Here is a 21,074-nt window from a genome sequence, read left to right on the forward strand (position 1 = left end):
CTTCGGCATGATTGCCAACCACCTTATTGGATGCCTGGTCATATCCCCTTCCTTGGCATCGCAGGAGCCTGTAGCTATTGCTGTCAGGCTCTTTTTTTTACTATTCGCATAGTAAGCGCGGGTACCCCCAACCAGCCTTGCATCGCCTCTGCCGCTCGTCGGAAAGTGTTTTTGGCAACACCATTTCGCAGCCGCTTTCCCCCATATGGATGATGTATCCCCATTGACTGTTGCAAAAAATAAAGGAGGAGGTCCCCTGGGTAACGGTTTCACCTGAAAGCCGGCCAGGACCAAGTCGAAAGGCTATCCCCTACCATGGCCCGACAGATACCAACGGCGAGCGGGCGTTTCGAATTTCTTCCCACACTGCCGGCAAGCCGTGGCCAACGCCGCCTTGCCTTGGCGACCGTCGTGCTGTCCGCAGCCGTGTTTGTCGTGGTGGCGCCGTTCGCCAAGGTTCCGCTGGTCAAACTGTGGGCCTTTATTCCCGTCTACCAATCTGCCTTCTTCGTTAACGACCTGATTACCGCGGTCCTGTTGTTTGGCCAATTCCTTATCTTGCGGGATCGTTCGCTGGCGGTACTGGCAAGCGGCTACTTGTTCACCGCGCTGATGGCGGTATCCCATGCGCTTAGCTTTCCAGGACTGTTCGCCCCAACCGGTTTGATGGGGGCAGGACCGCAGACCACCGCCTGGTTGTATATGTTCTGGCACGGCGGCTTCCCGCTGACGGTGATCGGCTATGCGCTGCTTGCCGACCATCGCCCTGCGACGACCCGGCCAATGCCTAGCATCATGGTCGTGCTGCTGTGCGCCGGCCTGGCTTTGGCGGCAGTGTGCGCGGTCACTGCGCTGGCGACGCAAGGCCAGCACCTGCTTCCTCCCATCATGGCGGGCAGCCACTACACGCCCATCATGCTGATCGTCGTTTCCAGTGTATGGCTGCTTAGCCTGATCGCCCTGATCTTGTTGTGGCGGCGGCGTGCCAATACGGTACTCAATCTCTGGCTGATGGTCGTCATGTTTGCCTGGCTATGCGATATCGCCCTCTCGGTCATGCTCAATGCAGGCCGCTTCGATCTCGGCTTCTATGCGGGGCGCATCTACGGCCTGATGGCAGCCAGCTTCGTGCTGGTGGTGTTGCTGCTGGAAAACGGCATGCTGTACGCACGTCTTGCCGAAACCGCCGATGCGCTGAGCGATGCCAAGCAGGTCGCCGAGGAAGCCACCCGTGCCAAGTCGATGTTCCTGGCCAATATGAGCCATGAGATCCGTACCCCGATGAACGCCATCATCGGCATGGCTTATCTGGCGTTGAAAACCGAGCTGACGACAAAGCAGCGCGATTACGTCTCCAAGATCCATAACGCCGGCACCTCGCTGCTAGGCATCATCAACGACGTACTCGACTTCTCCAAGGTGGAGGCCGGCAAGCTCGAACTCGAAACGATCAATTTCCGCATCGATGATGTGCTCGGTAATGTATCGGCGCTAGTCGCGCAAAAAACCGGCGAGAAGGAATTGGAGCTGTTATTCGACTGCGGCCGGAATGTCCCGCAAAGCTTACGCGGCGATGCGCTGCGACTTGGGCAGATCCTGATCAATCTCGTCAACAACGCGGTCAAATTCACCGAAAAAGGACAGATCCTGGTTGGCGTGCGCGTGTTGCAGCATATCGGCGACAAAGTGCAGTTGCAGTTTGGGGTGCACGATACCGGCATCGGCATGACGGAGGAGCAGGCAGCTCGCCTTTTCAAGCCCTTTAGCCAGGCGGATGGCTCGACCACGCGCAAGTACGGCGGGACTGGCCTGGGCCTGACGATCGCGCAGCGGCTGGTGGAGTTGATGGGCGGCTCCATCCAGGTTGAATCGGCCCCGGGCTGGGGTAGCTCGTTCGCATTCAGCACCTGGTTCGGGGTATCCACCGTCATCGATGTGTGCTGCAAATCATTGCCGGAAGCAATGCGCGGCCTGCGTGTGCTGGTGGTGGACGACAACGCGTCGGCACGTGAGATTCTCTCCGAGCAGCTGCGTTCGCTCGATTTTTCGGTCAGCACCTGTGCATCCGGACGCGAGGCGCTCGCTGCGGTGCGGCAGGCGGAGCTCGATCACCCCTTTGATGCCGTGTTCATCGACTGGATGATGCCGGAGCTCAATGGTATCGAAACAGCCAGCCTGATCCGCACCGCCGCCCCCTCGTCCCGCCAGATCATGGTCACCGCCTTTGGCCGGGACGATGTGCATACCGATGCCGAAGCGGCCGGCATCGATGCCTTCCTGGTGAAACCGGTCAGCCAATCCTCTTTGCTGGACACCGTACTGAGACTCTTTGGCCCGCAAGGGAGCATCGCACCAGCGTCAACCGAGGTAGGAGAGGCCCTGCCAAAGCTGACCGGCGTGCGGATACTGCTTGCCGAAGACAACAAGATTAATCAGCAAATCGCGGTAGAACTGTTGGAAGGTGCCGGCGCCGCCGTCACGATCGCCAATAACGGCCGCGAGGCGGTGGATATCATCTCGGCGGCGGGCCCGGAAGACTTCGCGGTCGTCCTGATGGACTTGCAGATGCCCCTGCTGGATGGTTTCGAAGCCACCCGCCTGATACGGGCAAACCCGCAATTTGCCGCTGTACCCATCATTGCCATGACCGCGGACGCCATGCAGGAAGAGCGGGACAGCTGCATGACCGCCGGCATGGTGGACCACATCGCCAAGCCCATCGATCCGCACACGATGTTCCAGACCCTGCTGCGCTGGGTTCAGCCAAGCGCCGAGCAAGCCGCACCCCCAGCGTCCTCATCGCCGACCGATGAGATTGTTCTGCCGGTGATTGCCGAGCTCGACGTGGTTGCCGGGCTGCAACGCGTGTCGGGAAATCGCGCGCTTTACCTGCGCCTGCTACGGCAATTCGTGGCTGAAGAAGCGGATGCCGCCGCACACATTGCCGGCGCGCTAGACAGCGAAGACTACCTGACGGCAGAACGCGTCGCCCACGCCTTGAAAGGCGTGGCGGGCAATATCGGACTAGCCGACCTGCAAGCAGCGGCCCATATCCTGGAGCGTGCCATCAAGGCCCGCGAGGGATTCCGGGCGGCGTGGCCAGCCGTCGAGCGAGAATTGACACGCAGCGTGACCGCGCTGAATGCCGCCCTGCCCAGCGCCCCGCCCCCCGAAGTCGCCGCATCGGCAGCGACCCCGGCGCATGTGACCCATCTCTCCACCTTGCTGGCGGCGGGCGATGGCGATTCGGTGAGTTACTTCCTGGCGCACGCCGCCGACATTCGCTCGGTATTCCCGGACGGCAACTACGGTGGCTTCGAACGGGCGGTCACCACGTTCGATTTCGTCGCTGCGCTTGATGACCTGCGCCGCGCCGCCACGGCCCAAGGCATCGGCGCCTCATAAGAAGGACAGACCATGGACGACGCCCGCAACCCGACAGATCGCCAGACCGTGCTGGTCGTCGATGACACCCCGGAAAACCTGACGCTCCTGCACGGACTGCTGCAGGGCAGCTATCGGACGCTGATTGCAAACAGCGGCGAACGCGCGCTGCAGCTACTGGATGGCGATATCCTGCCGGACCTCGTGTTGCTCGACATCATGATGCCGGGAATGGGCGGCTATGAGATGTGCCGGCGCCTCAAGAGCGACCCGCGCACCGCCGATATCCCGGTGATCTTTCTCACCGCCAAGTCGGAAGTCGAAGACGAGCAGGCGGGCTTTGCCGCCGGTGCGGTCGATTACATCACCAAGCCCATCTCGCCACCCATCGTCCTGGCGCGGGTGCGCACCCAGCTGAAGCTCAAGGCCGCTGCGGACTTCCTCGAAGACAAGGCGGACTATCTGCAAGCCGAAGTGAAGCGCCGCACGCACGAAGTGCAAGTGATCCAGGACGTCACCATCATGGCCCTCGCCTCGCTCGCCGAGACCAGGGATAACGAAACCGGTAATCATATCCGGCGCACGCAACGCTATGTCCGCCTCTTGGCCAACCGGCTCAAGGCCCACCCTAAATTCCAGGCACTGCTGGACGACGAAACGATCCAGCTGCTGTTCAAGTCGGCCCCCTTGCACGACATCGGCAAGGTCGGCATTCCGGACAGCATTCTCTTGAAACCCGGCAGGCTTACGCCGGAAGAATTCGAGATCATGAAGACCCATACCACCCTGGGACAGAAAACCATCGCTGTCGCCGAAAAGCTGCTCGATGCGCCCAGCAGCTTTCTACGACTCGCCCGCGAAATCGCCTATAGCCACCAGGAAAAATGGGACGGCAGCGGATACCCCGATGGCCTTGCGGGCAATGAAATCCCGGTGTCGGCCCGCTTGATGGCGGTGGCGGATGTCTACGACGCACTGATCTCCCGCCGTGTCTATAAACCGGCTTTGTCCCACGCCGAGGCGGTCGACCTTATCCGCGAAGGACGCGGCCACCATTTCGACCCGGATGTGGTGGATGCCTTTATGCAGATCTCCGAGGAATTCCGGATCGTTGCCGAACAATTCAGCGACAGCGAGTCGAAATAAGCCGTGTCCTCAATGCCAGGACACGCCTAGTCGCGCGCCGGCTGCTCAAGATAGGCGCAAAACATATCGGCCATCGCATCGGCATAGGCTGCAATCTCTTCGTTCGTGCGAGGGCTTCCGGAAAAATGCTGTCCCACCGAGCTGAGCGTCGTAAGGAGCAAGTCGCAGTGCAGTGCGCGGGTGGCTGCCGATGCAGCGGGCTGCACTTCCTCGAGAAAGGCCTGAAAGGCTTGATCTACCGTGCCCCGTGCCTCGTGCGCCTCAGGCGCGTCGCGATATAGCGGGGCGGCATCGCTGAGCGCCCCCCGCATCTCTGCCTCTTCGCATTCCGACCGGATAAATGCATGGACCAGCGTCCGCAGCCGCACCAGCGGCGGCTTGCTCGCGTCCACCAGGATGCGTAACAGCAATTCGGCGGTCTCGCGCCATTCGTCGGCTTGCAGTCGAAAGAGAATAGCCGCCTTGTTCGGGAAATATTGATACACCGAGCCGACACTGACACCCGCCTTTTCGGCGACCCGTGCCGTAGTAAAGCGGGTGACGCCCTCCTGCGCCAGAACCTGGATCGCAGCCTGCAGGATGGCCGCCACCAGTTCGGTGGAGCGTGCCTGTTGCGGCTCTTTTCTTGAGGAAATCTGGGGGCGGCGACGAGTCATGGCGGCGTGTGTGCGAATTCTGTAGCGAACAAGGCAATCCTGGAATTCCGCGCAATTCAGAATGCGACGGATTGCTCGCATCTTAGCCTGGCCACCGTAAAGCACTCAAGCCGCAATACCCGGAACTACAGCTCGTTCCTGAACAAGAACGTGAGCCATCGATTGCAGCTCGGCCTTGGAAACCTCGTAGGACTACGTTGCAGCGGGGTGAAAGAGGCGGTGTCTGGCGGATTGAAATGCGAACCCCAATGCGAATAGAAAATGTGACGAAGTAATCGTATTCTGCAATGCGACGAATGCGTCACATTCTGAGCGCAACGAAGCGCTCACCTTCCCAGGAAACCCCATGACTACGATGACCACCACGCCTTTGGTCGCGCTGCTGGAACGCCTCTTCGACGAGTGCGCAGCGGCTTCGCCTCTAAGCAATTCGGCACTGGCCGCACTATCCAAAGAAGAGATAGACCGCCTGCTGCGCAGCAAGCACGACTACCTCGGCTTATACGGCAAGCTGAAAGAAACTCCCTTGGCCGTGTCGCGCGAAACCGGGCAATTGCTCTACATGCTGGCCCGCAGCTGTCGGGCGCACAGTATCGTCGAATTCGGCACCTCGTTCGGCATCTCTACCTTGCATCTTGCCGCGGCCCTGCGGGACAACGGCGGCGGCAGGCTGATTACCAGCGAATTCGAACCGTCGAAAGTGGCACGGGCCCGCGCCAACCTGGCGGATGGCGGGCTGATCGACCTGGTGGAGGTCCGTGAAGGCGATGCCCTGCAGACACTGGCCAGCGATCTTCCCGCCGAGATCGACCTGCTTTTGCTCGACGGCGCCAAGGCGCTGTATCTGGATGTGCTGACGCTCGTCGAAGCACGGCTCAAACCAGGCGCCCTTGTCATTGCCGACAACACCGACTACTGCCCGGACTACCTGGCCTACGTGCGGTCGCCAGGCAATGGCTACCTATCCGTTCCCTTCGGCCAGGATGTCGAACTATCCATGCGGTTTGGATGAAGCACAGGTTAAACCGAATGCGGCGTCAGGCGGCAGCCGTCGAGAGCATGATGCACGTTCTTTAAAAGCCAGGAGCGGTGCATCGCCAGATGCGCCGCTCCGTATCTAGCAAATGGAGCAAGGGACCGACGTGATTTCAAGGCGCCTGCTTCAGGTTGCGTTCCAGGAAGGACTCGACCTTGCGCCAGAAGTCGAATCGGGTCTTCTCCAGGTACCAGCCGTGATATTCGCCAGCATAAACCACGTACTCGACATTGGGATTATGCGCTTTCACGGCATCATGGAACTTGGCGCCATGGGGCAAGGGTACGCGACGGTCGTCCGCACCGTAGGCCATCAGAAGCGGCTGCTTCAGACGATGGGCCTGCTCAAGCGGAGAGAACTCCTTGAGGGCTGCGGCATCCCGTTTTTGGTCTCCAATCATTTCAGGCATGCCATATTTGAGCCAATTGTTCGAGAAATCGCTCCAGCTGATGTCGTACATCAGGTTGATGTCCGACACGCCTACCCATTCGAAACCGCATCGAAAGATATCGGGATGCTTGATCAGGCCCATAAGCGTCGCATAGCCGCCATAGCTGGCGCCGGCAATGGCAATCCGCTTGCTATCCGCCAGGCCTTGATCCACCGCCCATTTGGCGGCATCGGCCAGGTCATCCTGCATGGCTTGGCCCCATTGTTTCCAGCCCGCTTTAAACAGTGCGTTACCATAGCCGGTACTGCCGCGGAACTCGGGTTGAAGCACCAGGTAACCTCGCGACGCCATAAATTGCGCCTCGGCATCCCATTCCCACGAGCTACCCCGTATATATGGGCCGCCATGCACGAGTACGACCGTGGGCCAGGGACCTTTCCCCTGCCCTGCGGGCTTGGTGATATACATCGGAATGGACAGACCGTCACGCGCAGCGAAACGTACGAAATCACGGCTCCCCATCCGGCGTGGATCGATATCTGGATACTTTTGGCCCAGTACGGTGAACTCATCCGTCGCAGGGCGGTACAAGAGATACAGATTCGGCTGCTTGTCCGAGCTCGCGGTCACCAATACGACGGGGCTGCCAAGGCAATCGCCGCAATCAATCGAATTGAGGGTCGTGGTCAGCTGGGCATCGATACGCTCCTGCATGGCCTTCATCGTTGGATGCCGCCAATAGCTGGATATGGCATCGGATTGATAAGCGATTCCCAGCAATTGCTTCGCTTTATAATCCCATATCGGTGAACCGTCGACATCGAATCCTTCTACTTTCATCCATGGCTGCTCCTCGGGGCTCGCGCTCTCATCGCGGAACTTGTATAGGGCCGAGAAGCCTTTCTTGTCGAGCTGGGAAACATACAACTTCCCCTCGAAGTCGACGAACTCGGGCTCATAGCCGTCGAACGCGAAGGTTTGGAATTCCGCCAACTTGCTCCATAACTTACTGGTCTTATCGTAGCGATGGTAGGTCGTCACGCCCTTATGCGAGGCAAGGCCCAGCGCGGGCATTCCATCGGTATCCAACACCCAGCTGACCAGGTTTGCGGGCTACCCAGCTTCGATAAGATGGGTCAGCAAACGTGTTTTCGTATTCAACCGATAAAGACGCGATGAGGTAATCGTATAGTCGATTTTGCTATAGGTATTTTTCTTTACGATGATGTCGTCCGAACCATCGTGCAAGGACGTGTAATAGCTGTAGTCCCAAGGCAGGACACGCTGCTTGATATGGCTGCCAATAGCTTCCTGGACGTATTGGTATTCCTTGGTCATCAACTGCGTGCGCTGACTTCCATCGCGATTGACGGCAAATGCGCTGCCGGGAATTTTATTCGACTCGTCCTTGGAGTCTTCGAAATCGAAGTAAAGCCGGTTATCGTTGATCCAACGGACATGGTCCACATCGATATTGGTATATGCCGCAACGATGACAGGCTGCAGCGCGGCAGCGGATTTTTTTTGGAAGTTATCGGTTTCGAACACTCCCAATGCCATGCGCCCATTTTCGCCTCGCACCCGCATCGCAAGGTGTTTACCACTAGGCGAGAGGATGGGATGGTCCAATTGTGGGTTACTGAAAAATGCCTCGACTTTTGGTGGCTCGCTTTCGGCCGCAACAGCAAGTGTCATTGCCGCCAATAGCACAGTTCCGAAAAAATGCTTAACGATCATAATCAATCACAGTAAGTTTAAGATAGGGGAATTGCCCCGAAATAACGTAACGACATACTTCTTGCACCGGAAAAACAGCAGGGAGGGGGAACGACCGCCCTCCTCCGTCCAGCCCCGGTGCAATATTCAAAAGCCTGTAGGTATCGCCTTAGAACCGATAGTCTACACCAACCGTCAGCATGTCGATTTCGCTCTTGTCGAGCCGGCTGAGTTCCGCCCGCACGCCAAACTGCTGGCTGATGGCATAGCGGCCGCCTACGCCATAAATGGCTTCATCTTGATGACCGCTGGCCTTGCTGCCATGCTCCCACTTGCTACGGCCGTAACCCAATCGACCATAGACGTCAAACTTCGGGCTGAGGGGAAGACCCGCCAGTACCGATAGGCCGAAATGGCTAAATTCGTAACGGGTATCAAAATAATCGAAAATGACGTCAGCTTGATTGCGGTAGCTACCTTCCAGCGCAAGATTCTCGTTAAAGCGGTAGCCACCGAACAGCGTGTAGCCATTGACATGCGTGTCCTGTTCCATTCCACGCTTGTCCAGGAACGAAAGCTTGCTACGGCCGAGATCTGCGCCGGCATAAAAACCCTCTGCGAATGCGGGGGCAACCAATAATACGGCCAAGGCCAATAGTGGGAATTGCTTTTTCATGACACAGTCCTAATATTTTATTATTCCAGCCCGAATTGAGCAGCGGCATGCTAACAGGGGGTAAAAGCCGGGTGCATCTATCGGTATTAATTCCGGAATTTGTGCTGCTTATTTGTAACATATGGTGAATATTAATATATTCACGGTCGCGAAAAATATACTTGCGCTGGCTCAGGCATGAAAATGGCCACCCCTCGGGGTGGCCAGGACATGCACTGCTTTTTTACACGCTCAGCCGCCCCTCAGCCTGCCTGCACGCCAATGTGATAGACACCCCAAGGACTCAAGGCAAAGCGCTCTTTCAGGGGTTTGCCGGCCAGTTCGGGAATCCGGTCCGCGTCATAGACCGCCCAGAGCGGGCCGAGCCCACCCAGCGGCAGCGGCAGTCCGTCGCGTTCGGTGGCGAGGATAAAGTCGTACTGCTTGATCTGGGCCGGTGTCACCACCACGGCATAGCCATCGATCGCCTGGAGCAATATGCGCACCCCGTCATCCGGTACCCCAGCCACCTTCAGTACCTGGCTGAGGCGTGGTCCCCGCAGGATGTGCGGCTTGCCGTCGTATTCCAATGTGGGCTTGATGGTCACGGCAGGCAAGGCAGTCAACATCGCATAGTCGAAGCTGTACGCGCGCTCGAAGCTGACCTTGTGTTTACCGAGCATCTGGTCGAAAGCCGGATCGAAGGCCGGCCGGTTGCTTTTGCCCACGGCGCCGGTCAAGGTCAGTAATACTGGACCGCCTGGGGTCTTGGACGGCTTGGCCGCATGGCCAGGCAAAGCCGCGGCACCGAGGCCCAAGGCGGCGGTGGAGAGGAATTGGCGTTTATTCATTGCAGTGCTTTCTAGTTAGGGCGACAAGGGAATACGGGCAAAACGTCCGTCTGGTGGCGTGAGCTGCCTATAAGGCTCACCTACCGATAACGAGTTCATTTCCAAGCCTATCCGCCAGGAAGGGCGGGCCAAAACGGTTCCATCCCTACCTTTGCGCGGTGCAATCTCGATAGCCCGCTTATCGGCAAACCGCCCACCCTCCCCTAAATGAAGGATGTCGAAGCCAAGCTCATCTGCTAGATCGGAAAGGCATATGGTACGGGTAAATCCATATAAATATAAGCGGCATTGCAGCGCGCGGACAATGGGGGACGAAATCGATTCGTAGGAGGCATGAAATGGATGCAAGCCAAATAGAAGGCATAGGCAAGCTATCCGATATGGCGAAGGCGAATGGGCCGTTCTTCTTCGCCGTATTGATGATAATCATTTCCATCTGGGCAATGACGAAACTGATTACCCTGACGAAAGGCAAACCTACCCTTATCGCCGTACATTATGCCGTGATGACATTTTGCGTCATTACCTTGATCGGTGGATTCCTTGTCTCCTGGCGAGCAAGTAGCTGGTGGTTTGCCGCGCAAGATGTTCCATTTGGACGTTATGCGACAATCTTGCGTATTCCCGACGATATCAGCGTCTGGTCCGACGCGGCCGAACTTTATCAAAAGCGTGTAGACAGCAAGGATACGCGGTCGCACTCGATAAAACTGGCCATCCTTTCGAAAGCACCATGCCAGGACGCCGGCCGATTGATCATTCAGTTGCACCGCGCCGGCATGAAACAGCCGGATATTTTCCCGATCGAATGTAATTCGCTCGATAGCAGCTGGCCCGACAAGACCAGTTTTAATTTCGATGTCGATATCAAATCCGGCAATCTCGTTTTGATCAGCAATAGCAAATCGACGAAAATCGCGACCAATCCCTTGCTGCCCCTTGCCTTCGCTGACGAGCCTGAAATCCAGTTTACGATTCAATCCAATACGCAACGCAATTACGCACCCGTAAGCAGTGTCGATCAGGTCAAGGCACTGGCGAGAACGCTCCAGAGCGAACAAGCCAAGCCCGGTGAAAAAGTCGATGCAATCAACCAGTTGGGCGGCGCGCCGCTGCTGGCGAGCAAGATGACCAGCCCTGGTTTGAACGCCGGTCTGTCCGAACCACTGTATGCCACCTTGCTCGATCTGCAACGGCATAGCGACAAGCAATTGGCGACGAAGGCCAGGCAATTGACCGCACGGCTGCCCATTGCGAAAGACCTGGCCAAATTGGCCAAGTCCTCGGATGCGCGTGACATGGCTATGCTCAAAACGATTGCCGCTAGCACTTCCCAGCAAGATCGCGCCTTATTCAAGGATCCTGGCGATTTTGACGCCATCCTGAATCGCGGAAGCAAGGGCACGCCCGCTTCCGGCGAAACGCCACCCATACCGACTTATACCAGGGAAGGCGATCGATTTTTCATACGCGCCAGCTGGGACAACAAGGACGAGGCCATGGTCGGCTGCGTGGGCAAGGCCTTTTTCGAGCTCTGGGGAGGAACGAGCTTGGCGCAACAAGTCGAACTGGCCCGTACGGTGAGAACCCGCATGGTCTTTTATACCAAAGCCTGGGCAATCAGCATGCACGACCGACTCCGGCAATGCCAAGCCAAGGTCGCTTATGTCACCGGCTATACGCAATAAAACACCAGGTGGCGCTAAGGCGTCCCATGAAAGTCGGCACTGGCGGTCTCAGCAGCAAATCATCCATCCGACCGCACAGCGAACCTATCGAGCAGGTCCTGTACATCCGTAATGCTTGCGTATTCGCCCGCAAGGTTCGCCAGCGCCATCGCATGCACCTCAGCCGGATGGCGATGCACGCCGGCATAGTCAGTTTGGGCAAAAGCAAAGGTGGCATCAGCTACCACCTGCGTTTCAAAACCCAAATTCCCGGCGGTACGAGCACTGGCTTCCACCGAGTTATTTGTACTGACGCCGACGATGACGAGGCGTGAAATATCCCGAACCCGGAGCCAGCGTTCCAGACCGGAGTGAATAAAGGCATCGGGTACATTCTTCTCCAGCACATGCTCCGATGGCAAGGGCATGAGCGATTCCTGAAATTCGACGCCGGCCTGGCCCGGCCAGAACGGTGAACCTGGCGTTCGGGAAATGTGGCGAACATGCACGACAGGTGCGGCAACCCGACGCCAGGCTTGTAGCAACCGGGCGATGTTGTGCTCTGCCTCCGGATTGTTACGGGCGCCAGCGGCCTGGGTTGCCATGCCCTTTTGCATATCGATGATGAGTAAAGCTGGAATATTTGTTTGCACCGCCAACCTTCCTGGCCAAGCCACTAAAATATTATGGGCAGCCGCAGGCCAGTCCCTTGACCGAGAAGTTAGCACCCACTCGGTGCAGAAGGCGACTCCGACAGAATGGGTTGCCAGGACTTGAACCACTCAGTGGCTTCGGACTCCTGGCCGTCGCCGCGGTTGAAGACATAGCTGTTGTCACTCCTGGCCACCGTCGAGCGGTCATTACCGCCGCCCGTGAGTGCATTATGGGCGCTATTGCCGATCAGCGGGTTGGCCAATGCGTCGCCTTAGGCGGCCAGACGAATGAAAACTCAGGTGTCGGCCGCGTATTCACCCGCGATGGGTGGGCCGCATTTGTTGGCGGCGTACCCCATCTGAATTGCATTCAAAATCGATTGAATTGCCCATTCCAACTCATCTTGATTGCACCAGTATTCTTCAATATGGCCATGAATCTTATAGTGGGAAATATTGAACCCATCTTCGACGTCGTTAAACCAGAGGACGAAATCACCAATCAAACCAACGACCCAGAATCCTCCGCCCTCGTCACCCCACGGTGTTTGCTGCCACTTGGATGGCAAGATCTTGATCCATTCCCACAGGCGGGACTGCTCTGCGTTCATGCGCGATTCCGCAAGAAGGATTTTTTCCCAGATTGCCGTTTCGCTAATCGGTGTCCAGTCCATTTGCTATGCCCCTAACAGCCGCAAAAAAAACAGTAGCTGGCGCTGCGCATCGGCGCAGAAACTATGTGCTGCCATGGGCCACCAGTTTACCAAAGGCTCAAAGTTAACGCCGAAAGACATGTGGCTGCAGGTGCCGCGCGCCTAGCCTGTGCGCCTATCGCGTAAAGCACGGGCAGTCAGCTGTACTTCGGGGGATGCGGTCACCGGACGGGGCCTGTCATTGCGTATGCTCTCAGAGGGTTGGCAATGGGTAGCTGCTGAGAATTAATTAATTCAGTGTCGTGCAGGCAGTGTACAAAATCTGCCGATTTATACTTTTGTATAATTGCCGAGTTCCATTCTCTCTGTATAGTCGGCATGGTGGCTGTCTTGGGATGCCAGGGGATGCCAGGGGATGCCAATTCAGAATTATTCCATTCCAGAGGGTTGGTCAATATGGGCTTTTACTCAAAGAGCGACGTGCGGGCTGGTGATTTGGTTTACGGCTTATGCGATGAGCGAGCTGAATATTTCAACACAGGCAAGCCATTTCAAAGTCTCCTCTCAGAAAATGGTAAATTTGTAGATGACTTTCGTGTTTTATTCGACGAAGCAGATGATACTTCAGAGTATTACAAAGAACTGGTTGATGTCACTTTAACCAGTTTTTTGCGCCATCATGGAAAATACAAGACTGCCCTGGGGAATGTAGATAATGAAAATTCTCGAATTCGTCGGAAATGCAAGGGTGGGATTGCTTGGGCCGTAAGTAATAGCCGAACCATTCATTTCGTATTGGATGGTTTGGAAATGCAAGAAGTTTGTGAGAAAAGTTACATAGGCAATGGCTACGATGAAACCAACGGAGCCCTCCCTAAGAAGCGATCAATAACAGGCGCCGAACTAAGGTGGGTTTACAGAAATAGTCATGGCGAAAATGAAGCGCGAAGGAATGATATTGTAAAAAGTGTTCAATTCTGGAAGGATTTCAAGCGCTGTAAGCCGCCATGGGAGGATGCTGAATTCAGGCATTATTTTAGTGCTTACAAGCCGCTCCTTCCCGTTGGCAGCAAAAAAAGCGGCTGCAGTATTATGTGATTCTCCTGATGGTAGGCGTGAGATCGGCACCTGGCCAGCGGTTCTGGCTGGGTGCCTTGGCTTGCAGGTACTGCAATTGCTAAGGACGATAGCCCGGGCTATAGCGCAAAGTTCTACATTCCTGAGCCGTAGCCAATTTACGATTACAAACGATCGGTCTGAAACCCGCGTAGTTGCTCACTCTCTCCTGCTGACTGGTCAGGAGCAAAACAGAGAATGGCGGGAAAAAAAATTCTTGAGGGAATAGCAGCGTTTGGTCTTTTAGTCCCATGGTGGGCCCGCAGGCAATCTAGTATCGATTGATTGATACACGGTGCTTGCCACCGGCATCTACGCTATCGCTTTGACTCAATGTTGGGCCTTACGCTTTGCAACAAGGACGTGAAAATCCCTTTAAAATTTGCCTGCGATTTCGGCAGACATGAATTTTTGGTTTGGAGCAGGAATTGGAGCTTGCATGTGGCTTACAGCGCAACGAATCAATGAACTAAAAAGCTAAACTCACAATTGTGAATCAATTACTTAGCTAAATAAAAACTTAAGGCCACACCCTACTTCCTCAATTACCGGGGGAGCATTATTGCAAAGGGTAATTTTCTCCAATTTCCCTGAGGTGGAGTTATCCAGGAATGCGCTGTACTTACAATCTTCCATTTCCGGAGTATGCCAGATCCCGTCAATGTCTTCCATATAGGGCTTTAAGCACAAAATAACTTTACGAAACGCTGGAGATGTCCTTTCAATTAGATCTGACATCTGGGATAAGGTTGTGATTTCAGGAGCCAGTTCAGCGAGTACTAGTTTAAATATTTCATCGCTGGAATTTGGAATTAGAACAGTACCGTTTATTTTGCGAAATGTGCATACTCTCATGGTATGGAGAAAGACGTCACACTTCCAAGTGGCAAGCCGTCCTGCGGTGAATCGAACCGACGAATCTAAGTTCACTGGTTCCGCAAAATAAGCCTCTGCAGCCTGCTTTTCTTTCTTTGTCAATTCCAAACTGCTCATTCGGGAACCGTCCCTAACGAATAAAAGGGACTTCCCCGTCCCAGATGAGCGGCGAAGCCGCAACGGCACCGCAATGCCACGATGGAGTTTCCACACTGCGTCGACATCATCGAAAGGGAAAGTCCATGATCATTATCACCATCGGGATCGATCTCGCCAAGAACGTTTCGCCTTACACGGCATCGATGAAACCGGCAAGCCGGTACTCATCAAACCTAAGGTGCAGCGCGCCGATTTACGTCCCTTGATCGCTCAATTGCCAGCCTGCCCAATCGGCATGGAGGCCTGCTCCGGCACCCACCACTGGGCCAGGCTGTTCCAGCAGCATGGCCACACCGTCAATCTGATCGCCCCCCAGGTTCGTCACGCCCTACCGGATGAGCGGCAAACGCGGCAAGAACGACGCGCCGATGCCGCCGCCATCTACGAAGCCGTCACTCGGCCGAAAATTCACTTCGTCCCGATCAATGGATACCTACCAGCAAGCCGTGCTCTGTCTGCACCGTACCCGACAGGGCTTCCTGGAAGAGCGCACCGCCAGCTACAACCGCATTCGTGGCCTGTTGGCCGAGTTTGGCATTGTGCTGCCGCAGAAGGTGTCGCAGCTACGACGGGAGATACCTGCATATATAGAAGACCTGCCTGCCTGGGCCAATCGAGCAGCCAGTACTGGCATGGGCTTGCTTGGCTGCGCCTGTGGCACCATTGAGGCCGGTTTAAGCCTGTACGACATGAACACTATCTGCGCGCGCTCAAGCGCGCAGGCAGACGTCGATCGATTGGCGTGCAGCCGTTTCCCGAGCCCCATCGCATCTCGGTTGAAGAAGTTCACATTAGGTGGGCTTTTTCGTTTCCGTTTTCGGGATATGAGAAGAGGTGGCAGGCACCGTGCTGTGTACGCCTCAACGCCTTTCCAGTAGCCTTCGCAAGATCCGTGCGGTGGTCGGCCCAAGCGTGCGCGGGCACGGCAGCCTGGGCGATGAAATATTTTCTGGGGCTGCAAATCGGTTCAACAATTGAAGGCGTCATCACAAACCGTGGTAGGGAAACCATGTTGATCCGAGATAGTGAAACTCACTGTGCTTTGCATAGTACGCCATTACTGCAAGATGTCGTGCTTATCAAATACGGGTTATACCGCTACGAATCGGAATATCGTACTGCGCATAATACACTATTCCCAAAATCGCATTTTTATATGCTCGGCGGATGCATGCGAGGTGAGGCGCTATGGCGTACCGTTCGGTATTGCCCGGAATGCCGAGCGCAACACCTGGAATGGTGCACGATGCATGCATGCACTACGGGTTTGCCTCCTACCCGAATGGAGTTGGAGAGCCTATTCAAACGACACTTTGGACAGAAAAATTACGAGTACACCACACCACCAGAAGTCCATCGATTGCTATTGGAAGGGGGGGATGTACGCGCAATCAAGATGTTAAAAACTGCTAACCCGGATGTTGAAATAGCCGACTTACGATTGTATGCAACCTACCTTAGAAAAAAAGCGGCGTATGAGAAGGCCCTGTTAGAAATAAATTCAATTAGAACCTTGCCATGAGTGCGGATCTGCGGATCTGCTGACCTACGGAGCAATGAATCACCTTAGTATATTTTGCGCTGTACCATCCAGCCCTTGGTAGAGCACGGTGTCGGGTGTGCTCATTTCAGTCAACCTGAGTAAAGATGTTGATCATATAATAATAGCTCACTGGCCCTCAACTTGGGTGGACTGCCTAGTCACATATGCTGACCTCTTTGGGAAAGGTTAGACAAAGTGTGTTTGAAAGCGACAGAAGTTTGACGGCAGTGTTTGGACACGAATATTACGAAATTAACGGGCTATTCAGCCGAGGGGCTGTGCCCTATCGAGCTGTTAGCGGCGCTATTTAGTCTCTCCACAATGAGGCAGTCAACTTTGGTGACGACCTAGTCAAAATGATGATTGAGAAGGGATTGTAAGCATGATTTCTAATGAACTCGCTGCGGAGTTGAAAGAGCGGTGCTGCCTTTGGCAAGAAGGTGTGCTTCCGGATACTATGTTCGAAGCCTTCGTCTTGACGGCCCTGTGTGACATAGACGCCACAGGATACAAGATAAGCGACTACTTTAACGACGATGCAATTTCTCTATTATTAGCACATGGAGAGCAGCAGCTGAAAAGTGAGGGCGTAGGCGGAATGAGAGTAATTAGCGCTGGTCGTGAGGTTAATATTTCGTATTTTGCACTTCAATATCGAAAGCTGTTTGACCAGTGGGCCCGCCGTGGTTGGATTGAGCTTAGTAATGAGAATTCAGTACGGCGTTGCTAAGGTCAATCCGATTACAGCCTATTTGTAAATACACGAAGTGCATTTGACCTTTCCCCATCCAGGTCTACCAGGAATTAGTTTGCATGAAGGGCAAAGAAGCCCCTCATGAGGAAGTCCAGATTCACTGAAGCGCAGATTATCGCCTATCCGCTGACTCCCACTTTAGGCATCTACGAATGCAAGCACTTATCCAGAACGTTTCATCTGAAGGCGATTGGCCTCTCCAAGGGGAAGCCTTTTTGGTACTCTTTGATCGGTATATACCATTTGCGGTTGAGGACGCAGCCCACGTCGATTATGTTGAGAAATGCGTGGAATACTTCAACAGCCTCAACCATTTGATCATCGACACGCTATATCAGTCTTGTATTCGTTATTGCAACGACTTTCTCGAGATGACAGGAGAAACCCCAAAGCAATTCAGCTCGCCGCGAGAAGTATTGAATCTTATATCGCCCAGCATGCTTATTATTCCAAACGAAGAAATTTTGGGCGAACCCGTTGTTCATATGGAACTCAACTGTGCATGGGAGCCTGAACATGGTATGGAGTGGGTAATCAGAGGCACAAGCGTTCTCTATGTGGGTGGCTTTAACGGAAGTGATCCATGGGGCGAATACCTTGAGAAGACAAGTTGGAACTATGCGTAAATTCTCATCCCGCTGCACAGCCAAAAACCGCACTGCAGGCTCACTCTGATGCGACGCAGCTTCGAGTGGCGGTATCTATGCAAATGGTGCTTTGCGATTCGACTTTACGTCCGAGGATGATGCATTTCAAATCTACCTCGAAGAAATCGAAGTACGCCGTTTTGGCATATGCCAAATATGCGGGAAATCCAATTAAGAAAATATCATCGATAATTGGAACTCGTACATTCTTTAACCGAGAAGGGGGTTAGAACCATGGCATTTGAAACGCCTCTTGATTATTATGAAGCGATTGCTGGTGAGTTGGGGCAGATTTTTCCTCAACCCTGGTCTAGTGTCTGGGTGGAGGCGGAACGATTTGCTGATGCAATAGATCTGCAGATCGTTTATTCTGGGCCAAATGGCATGAGAGAAAGTAATGTCGATCCAATCATGGTGCCGGACTATTTGATTGAGCTCAGCATCCACTTCCATTAGCAGCTTTTCCAGGCTCCTTGGTGTGGTGGCATCAACGTAAGATTCCGCAGCCAGGAATGAATCAAACATCGGCACTAAGCTGTTCAGGCGCGTAAATCGCCCGACAACATAGCGACCAAAGTAGCTCGAACCTTGAATCTCATTCACGAACCAGCAGCCGCCATACTTTTTCCTTAAGTTAATATGGATCAGGAATCCATTGAAACAATCCTATTCCACAACCGTTCCTTGATGTACTCCTTTGCTTCTTCTTCGGAGTAAGCCGGAAAGACACAATAGCTTTCATTGTCGAGCAGGCTCATCCAAGACAAATTCTCATCAAAAAATGCAGCCTCTAACTCATGACGAAGTTTCTGACGATACTCCCCATTTGCCAAAGAAGCCGCCAAAGCTGCTTCCTCGCGCTCCTCCGACAAGCCGACATCTACCGACATGATGGAAACCAGTAGATTCTTAAGAATTGGATATTGATTCATTCGTCATCTCGCAGGGAAGATTGTCACAGGTTCCCACCGATTGGTGAGCGGATTGAACCCATAAGTAGCCTGAACGCTTCTAAGGTTGTCGATCAACTTTGGTGCCCCTTGCAACGCTGGGTTATGCCTACTGCCACCGATACGTGCATAACCTCGGCCCAAGTTGTACCCAAGATCACCAACGTCCGCTGGAGTTAGCGTTACATACTGCGCACCAGGGTTTTGGGCGATCTTTGTAGCCAAAGTACCATTGCTCCGAATTGCATTATCGGCGTAAGCCAAGAGTTGATCGGAATGGAATGCGGAAGACATAGGGAGCAGGATGACCCTACCGCTCTGTCCGTCAATCTTCACATGCCCATCGGGTGCCACCCCGGTTAGCGATCTATGCATTAACTGCGGATCGGTAACTGCGCCTCCGTGACGGTGACCCCTTACTTGTAACCCTTCTCCCTGGCTAACCAGCTCTTAAGTTCAATTAGACGGGGGGATATAGCCTCATTAGAGCCTGTCGAAACGTTATATAAAACAACAGTCTCGTCGCAGCTCTTTAGAAAAATCCATACCGCTGATTGTGCCCAGTCGGGCATGCCACTCCATAAACCGATGAAATCAGGCGAGCTGGCTAATATCTCAATCATTGCGCCAACTGCCTCATCCTTCGTATAAATACCTGAATGATAGGCATCCGTGTACCTGCACAGTTTTTCATCACTATTGCTCACGGCGTCCCTCCTCGCATTAGCAACACGATCTCATCTGCATAGTCCCAAGCTTGTGAATGTCAACTATCCTGAAAACCGCCCAACTCCGGCGACGCCGTCTGTTGCACGAACTTTCGCCGATTCCAAGTGGCTAGCTGTTCAAACTGCGCTAATTCGTAGAATTCATGCGAGATATATGCCACGGCCGCCTCGTCACTCGACAATAAGGTTTTATTGAGCCGGATGGGGATTTTCCCATTTATGTTCTTCATTCCATTCCATGTCATGGTTTTTGACAAATCTAGCCCCTGATATGTACCAGTCTGCCCATACTCCGCCAACGCGCCTACTTGATTCGAGAGCAATGCTGGGTCCACAAACATGATACGTACGCCATCAGGGATATACACTCCCAACTCTTGCGCACGGTTGATCATATACTCTTCCGTACGTACGACGAGATTCGCGTTTTGTTCATAGCGGACTTTGGGTTTTTGTCTCGTACCAAGCAACGCTTGCTTACCGATATTTTGTTGATAGTCAGCTGCTCTACCCAATACTAACGGTGATCGCAGCCCTACTCCTTCGAATGCACCGTCCATCGATATCGGGGTTGCAAAGCTGGGCTTGTACGTCAGTGGATTCTGCCAAATCACCTCACGCCCGCCGTATTCCGCGAGCGTATTCAGAACCAGGAACCGTTCGCTAGCCAGGCTCCATCCAGAACTGAGGGTGTCCGTTCCCGACCTAAGGAATGCACGTGTAGAAGCAGAGAAAGCCCCACTGCCCGGTACTAGGACGGAGGTGGCATGGGCCATGGTCGGCCACCCGCAGCAGGTGGCCGGCGGCGTCCCAGCTGCGGTGGATATCCTTGCCTAGCGCGGTGCTCGCGGATCTGCTGGCCCAGGCCGTTGTATTCGTAGCGAGTGCTCAGGCCGGCTTCATCGACGCTTTCCAGCAGGCGGTTGAAAGCGCCGTAGCGGGGTCGTGGGGTCAGGTCTCAATACTGTTTGGTTAACTGCCTTTGATCTATACTGCGCCATCTTCCTGCAGGGAGCGGCGATGGCGCGAACCAAGGCAGTCCTCGGTCGCGGAGCACGGCTTAGCGATCATCTCAGCACCAGCCTTCTGGCACGGGTCTATCCTGCCGCCCAGATCAATCAGATCCTCGACCAGCATGGTCGCAACAGCCAGCGGGTCCGCCGCTTTCCCGCGCTGGCTGGGGTCTACTACTGCATGGCTCTCAGCCTCTATCCCGAAGCCAGCTACGAAGCTGTGTTCTCGGTCGTGGCCCAAGGCTTAGCCTGGGCCGAAGCCCGGCCCGAACCACCGCAGGTCAACAAGTCCTCCATCAGTGAGCTGCGCAGCAAGCTCGGTGCTGCACCCCTACAGGCACTGATGACGCCCGTTGGCCGACCCTATACAGCATTCCCACGCCTTCTTTCGTGCATTACGGCTGGTCGCCATCGACGGCAGCAATATCGATCTACCCGATGAGGTCGAGAATGCAGCCGTGTTTGGTTATCCCGGCAGTC

The 21,074-nt window shown here is 54.7% G+C and carries 22 protein-coding genes and 1 pseudogene; 11 read left to right on the plus strand and 12 right to left on the minus strand.

Annotated elements, in window-relative coordinates; translation table 11 throughout:
- Nucleotides 1-315: 315 nt before the first annotated feature.
- Nucleotides 316-3,405, plus strand: a complete 3,090-nt coding sequence (locus FNU76_RS01565) for a response regulator (protein ID WP_143856073.1) — start codon at nucleotides 316-318, stop codon at nucleotides 3,403-3,405.
- A gap of 12 nt (nucleotides 3,406-3,417) precedes the next feature.
- On the plus strand, nucleotides 3,418-4,530 hold the full coding sequence (locus FNU76_RS01570) for an HD-GYP domain-containing protein (RefSeq protein WP_143856074.1): 1,113 nt from the start codon (nucleotides 3,418-3,420) through the stop codon (nucleotides 4,528-4,530).
- A 26-nt stretch (nucleotides 4,531-4,556) separates the two neighbouring features.
- Here the strand turns inward: FNU76_RS01570 and FNU76_RS01575 are convergent, their stop codons facing one another.
- The gene (locus FNU76_RS01575; protein ID WP_308418594.1) at nucleotides 4,557-5,267 is read right to left on the minus strand and encodes a TetR/AcrR family transcriptional regulator; all 711 of its coding nucleotides are present in this window, start codon (nucleotides 5,265-5,267) and stop codon (nucleotides 4,557-4,559) included.
- Nucleotides 5,268-5,532: 265 nt separating this feature from the next.
- Between FNU76_RS01575 and FNU76_RS01580 the strand changes: the two genes are divergently transcribed.
- On the plus strand, nucleotides 5,533-6,198 hold the full coding sequence (locus tag FNU76_RS01580; RefSeq protein ID WP_143856076.1) for an O-methyltransferase: 666 nt from the start codon (nucleotides 5,533-5,535) through the stop codon (nucleotides 6,196-6,198).
- A 136-nt stretch (nucleotides 6,199-6,334) separates the two neighbouring features.
- Here the strand turns inward: FNU76_RS01580 and FNU76_RS01585 are convergent, their stop codons facing one another.
- The 4 genes from FNU76_RS01585 to FNU76_RS01600 all read right to left on the minus strand — a co-directional run bounded on the left by FNU76_RS01585 (nucleotide 6,335) and on the right by FNU76_RS01600 (nucleotide 9,835).
- A complete protein-coding gene (locus FNU76_RS01585) occupies nucleotides 6,335-7,687 on the minus strand; it encodes an alpha/beta hydrolase family protein (RefSeq protein WP_143856077.1) in 1,353 nt (450 codons plus the stop codon).
- A 39-nt stretch (nucleotides 7,688-7,726) separates the two neighbouring features.
- Nucleotides 7,727-8,350, minus strand: a complete 624-nt coding sequence (locus FNU76_RS01590; RefSeq protein ID WP_143856078.1) for a hypothetical protein — start codon at nucleotides 8,348-8,350, stop codon at nucleotides 7,727-7,729.
- Nucleotides 8,351-8,498: 148 nt separating this feature from the next.
- Nucleotides 8,499-9,005 (minus strand): porin family protein, encoded by a 507-nt coding sequence (locus FNU76_RS01595; protein ID WP_143856079.1) that lies wholly within the window; start codon nucleotides 9,003-9,005, stop codon nucleotides 8,499-8,501.
- A gap of 242 nt (nucleotides 9,006-9,247) precedes the next feature.
- The gene (locus tag FNU76_RS01600) at nucleotides 9,248-9,835 is read right to left on the minus strand and encodes a molybdopterin-dependent oxidoreductase (RefSeq protein WP_143856080.1); all 588 of its coding nucleotides are present in this window, start codon (nucleotides 9,833-9,835) and stop codon (nucleotides 9,248-9,250) included.
- Between the two features lie 380 nt (nucleotides 9,836-10,215).
- On the opposite strand from FNU76_RS01600, the gene FNU76_RS01605 reads away from it, so the two are divergent.
- Nucleotides 10,216-11,523: a hypothetical protein gene (locus FNU76_RS01605; RefSeq protein ID WP_143856081.1), complete on the plus strand. Its 1,308-nt coding sequence runs from the start codon at nucleotides 10,216-10,218 to the stop codon at nucleotides 11,521-11,523.
- A 59-nt stretch (nucleotides 11,524-11,582) separates the two neighbouring features.
- Here the strand turns inward: FNU76_RS01605 and FNU76_RS01610 are convergent, their stop codons facing one another.
- From FNU76_RS01610 to FNU76_RS01620, 3 genes are all read right to left on the minus strand, one after another.
- Nucleotides 11,583-12,155, minus strand: coding sequence for a cysteine hydrolase family protein (locus FNU76_RS01610; RefSeq protein ID WP_143856082.1), 573 nt, complete (start codon nucleotides 12,153-12,155; stop codon nucleotides 11,583-11,585).
- 68 nt (nucleotides 12,156-12,223) lie between these two features.
- Nucleotides 12,224-12,418 carry a hypothetical protein gene (locus tag FNU76_RS01615; RefSeq protein ID WP_143856083.1) on the minus strand — a complete coding sequence of 65 codons (195 nt, stop codon included), beginning with the start codon at nucleotides 12,416-12,418 and terminating at the stop codon, nucleotides 12,224-12,226.
- Between the two features lie 33 nt (nucleotides 12,419-12,451).
- Entirely contained in the window at nucleotides 12,452-12,829 is a 378-nt protein-coding gene (locus FNU76_RS01620; protein ID WP_143856084.1) for a hypothetical protein, read from the minus strand.
- Nucleotides 12,830-13,213: 384 nt separating this feature from the next.
- Here FNU76_RS01620 and FNU76_RS01625 point away from each other — a divergent pair, with 384 nt between their 5' ends.
- Nucleotides 13,214-13,906 carry a hypothetical protein gene (locus FNU76_RS01625; RefSeq protein WP_223879184.1) on the plus strand — a complete coding sequence of 231 codons (693 nt, stop codon included), beginning with the start codon at nucleotides 13,214-13,216 and terminating at the stop codon, nucleotides 13,904-13,906.
- A 522-nt stretch (nucleotides 13,907-14,428) separates the two neighbouring features.
- Here the strand turns inward: FNU76_RS01625 and FNU76_RS01630 are convergent.
- A complete protein-coding gene (locus tag FNU76_RS01630) occupies nucleotides 14,429-14,917 on the minus strand; it encodes a hypothetical protein (protein ID WP_143856086.1) in 489 nt (162 codons plus the stop codon).
- A gap of 125 nt (nucleotides 14,918-15,042) precedes the next feature.
- Between FNU76_RS01630 and FNU76_RS01635 the strand changes: the two are divergent.
- The 5 genes and pseudogenes from FNU76_RS01635 to FNU76_RS01655 form a co-directional block, all read left to right on the plus strand.
- A pseudogene (locus tag FNU76_RS01635) lies at nucleotides 15,043-15,585 on the plus strand (IS110 family RNA-guided transposase); the annotation flags it as partial.
- Nucleotides 15,586-15,896: 311 nt separating this feature from the next.
- On the plus strand, nucleotides 15,897-16,481 hold the full coding sequence (locus FNU76_RS01640) for a hypothetical protein (protein WP_143856087.1): 585 nt from the start codon (nucleotides 15,897-15,899) through the stop codon (nucleotides 16,479-16,481).
- Between the two features lie 403 nt (nucleotides 16,482-16,884).
- Nucleotides 16,885-17,232 carry a hypothetical protein gene (locus tag FNU76_RS01645; RefSeq protein WP_143856088.1) on the plus strand — a complete coding sequence of 116 codons (348 nt, stop codon included), beginning with the start codon at nucleotides 16,885-16,887 and terminating at the stop codon, nucleotides 17,230-17,232.
- 176 nt (nucleotides 17,233-17,408) lie between these two features.
- Entirely contained in the window at nucleotides 17,409-17,882 is a 474-nt protein-coding gene (locus tag FNU76_RS01650; protein ID WP_143856089.1) for a DUF6985 domain-containing protein, read from the plus strand.
- 255 nt (nucleotides 17,883-18,137) lie between these two features.
- Nucleotides 18,138-18,359, plus strand: a complete 222-nt coding sequence (locus tag FNU76_RS01655; RefSeq protein ID WP_143856090.1) for a hypothetical protein — start codon at nucleotides 18,138-18,140, stop codon at nucleotides 18,357-18,359.
- A 188-nt stretch (nucleotides 18,360-18,547) separates the two neighbouring features.
- Here the strand turns inward: FNU76_RS01655 and FNU76_RS01660 are convergent, their stop codons facing one another.
- The 3 genes from FNU76_RS01660 to FNU76_RS01670 all read right to left on the minus strand — a co-directional run bounded on the left by FNU76_RS01660 (nucleotide 18,548) and on the right by FNU76_RS01670 (nucleotide 20,357).
- Entirely contained in the window at nucleotides 18,548-18,835 is a 288-nt protein-coding gene (locus FNU76_RS01660) for a hypothetical protein (RefSeq protein ID WP_143856091.1), read from the minus strand.
- Between the two features lie 434 nt (nucleotides 18,836-19,269).
- Entirely contained in the window at nucleotides 19,270-19,560 is a 291-nt protein-coding gene (locus FNU76_RS01665; RefSeq protein WP_143856092.1) for a hypothetical protein, read from the minus strand.
- Between the two features lie 59 nt (nucleotides 19,561-19,619).
- The gene (locus FNU76_RS01670; RefSeq protein WP_143856093.1) at nucleotides 19,620-20,357 is read right to left on the minus strand and encodes a hypothetical protein; all 738 of its coding nucleotides are present in this window, start codon (nucleotides 20,355-20,357) and stop codon (nucleotides 19,620-19,622) included.
- Between the two features lie 244 nt (nucleotides 20,358-20,601).
- Between FNU76_RS01670 and FNU76_RS01680 the strand changes: the two genes are divergently transcribed.
- On the plus strand, nucleotides 20,602-21,036 hold the full coding sequence (locus FNU76_RS01680) for a transposase domain-containing protein (RefSeq protein ID WP_143856094.1): 435 nt from the start codon (nucleotides 20,602-20,604) through the stop codon (nucleotides 21,034-21,036).
- Nucleotides 21,037-21,074: the final 38 nt, after the last annotated feature.

The organism is Chitinimonas arctica, from assembly GCF_007431345.1.
Classification (GTDB): Bacteria; Pseudomonadota; Gammaproteobacteria; order Burkholderiales; family Chitinimonadaceae; genus Chitinimonas; species Chitinimonas arctica.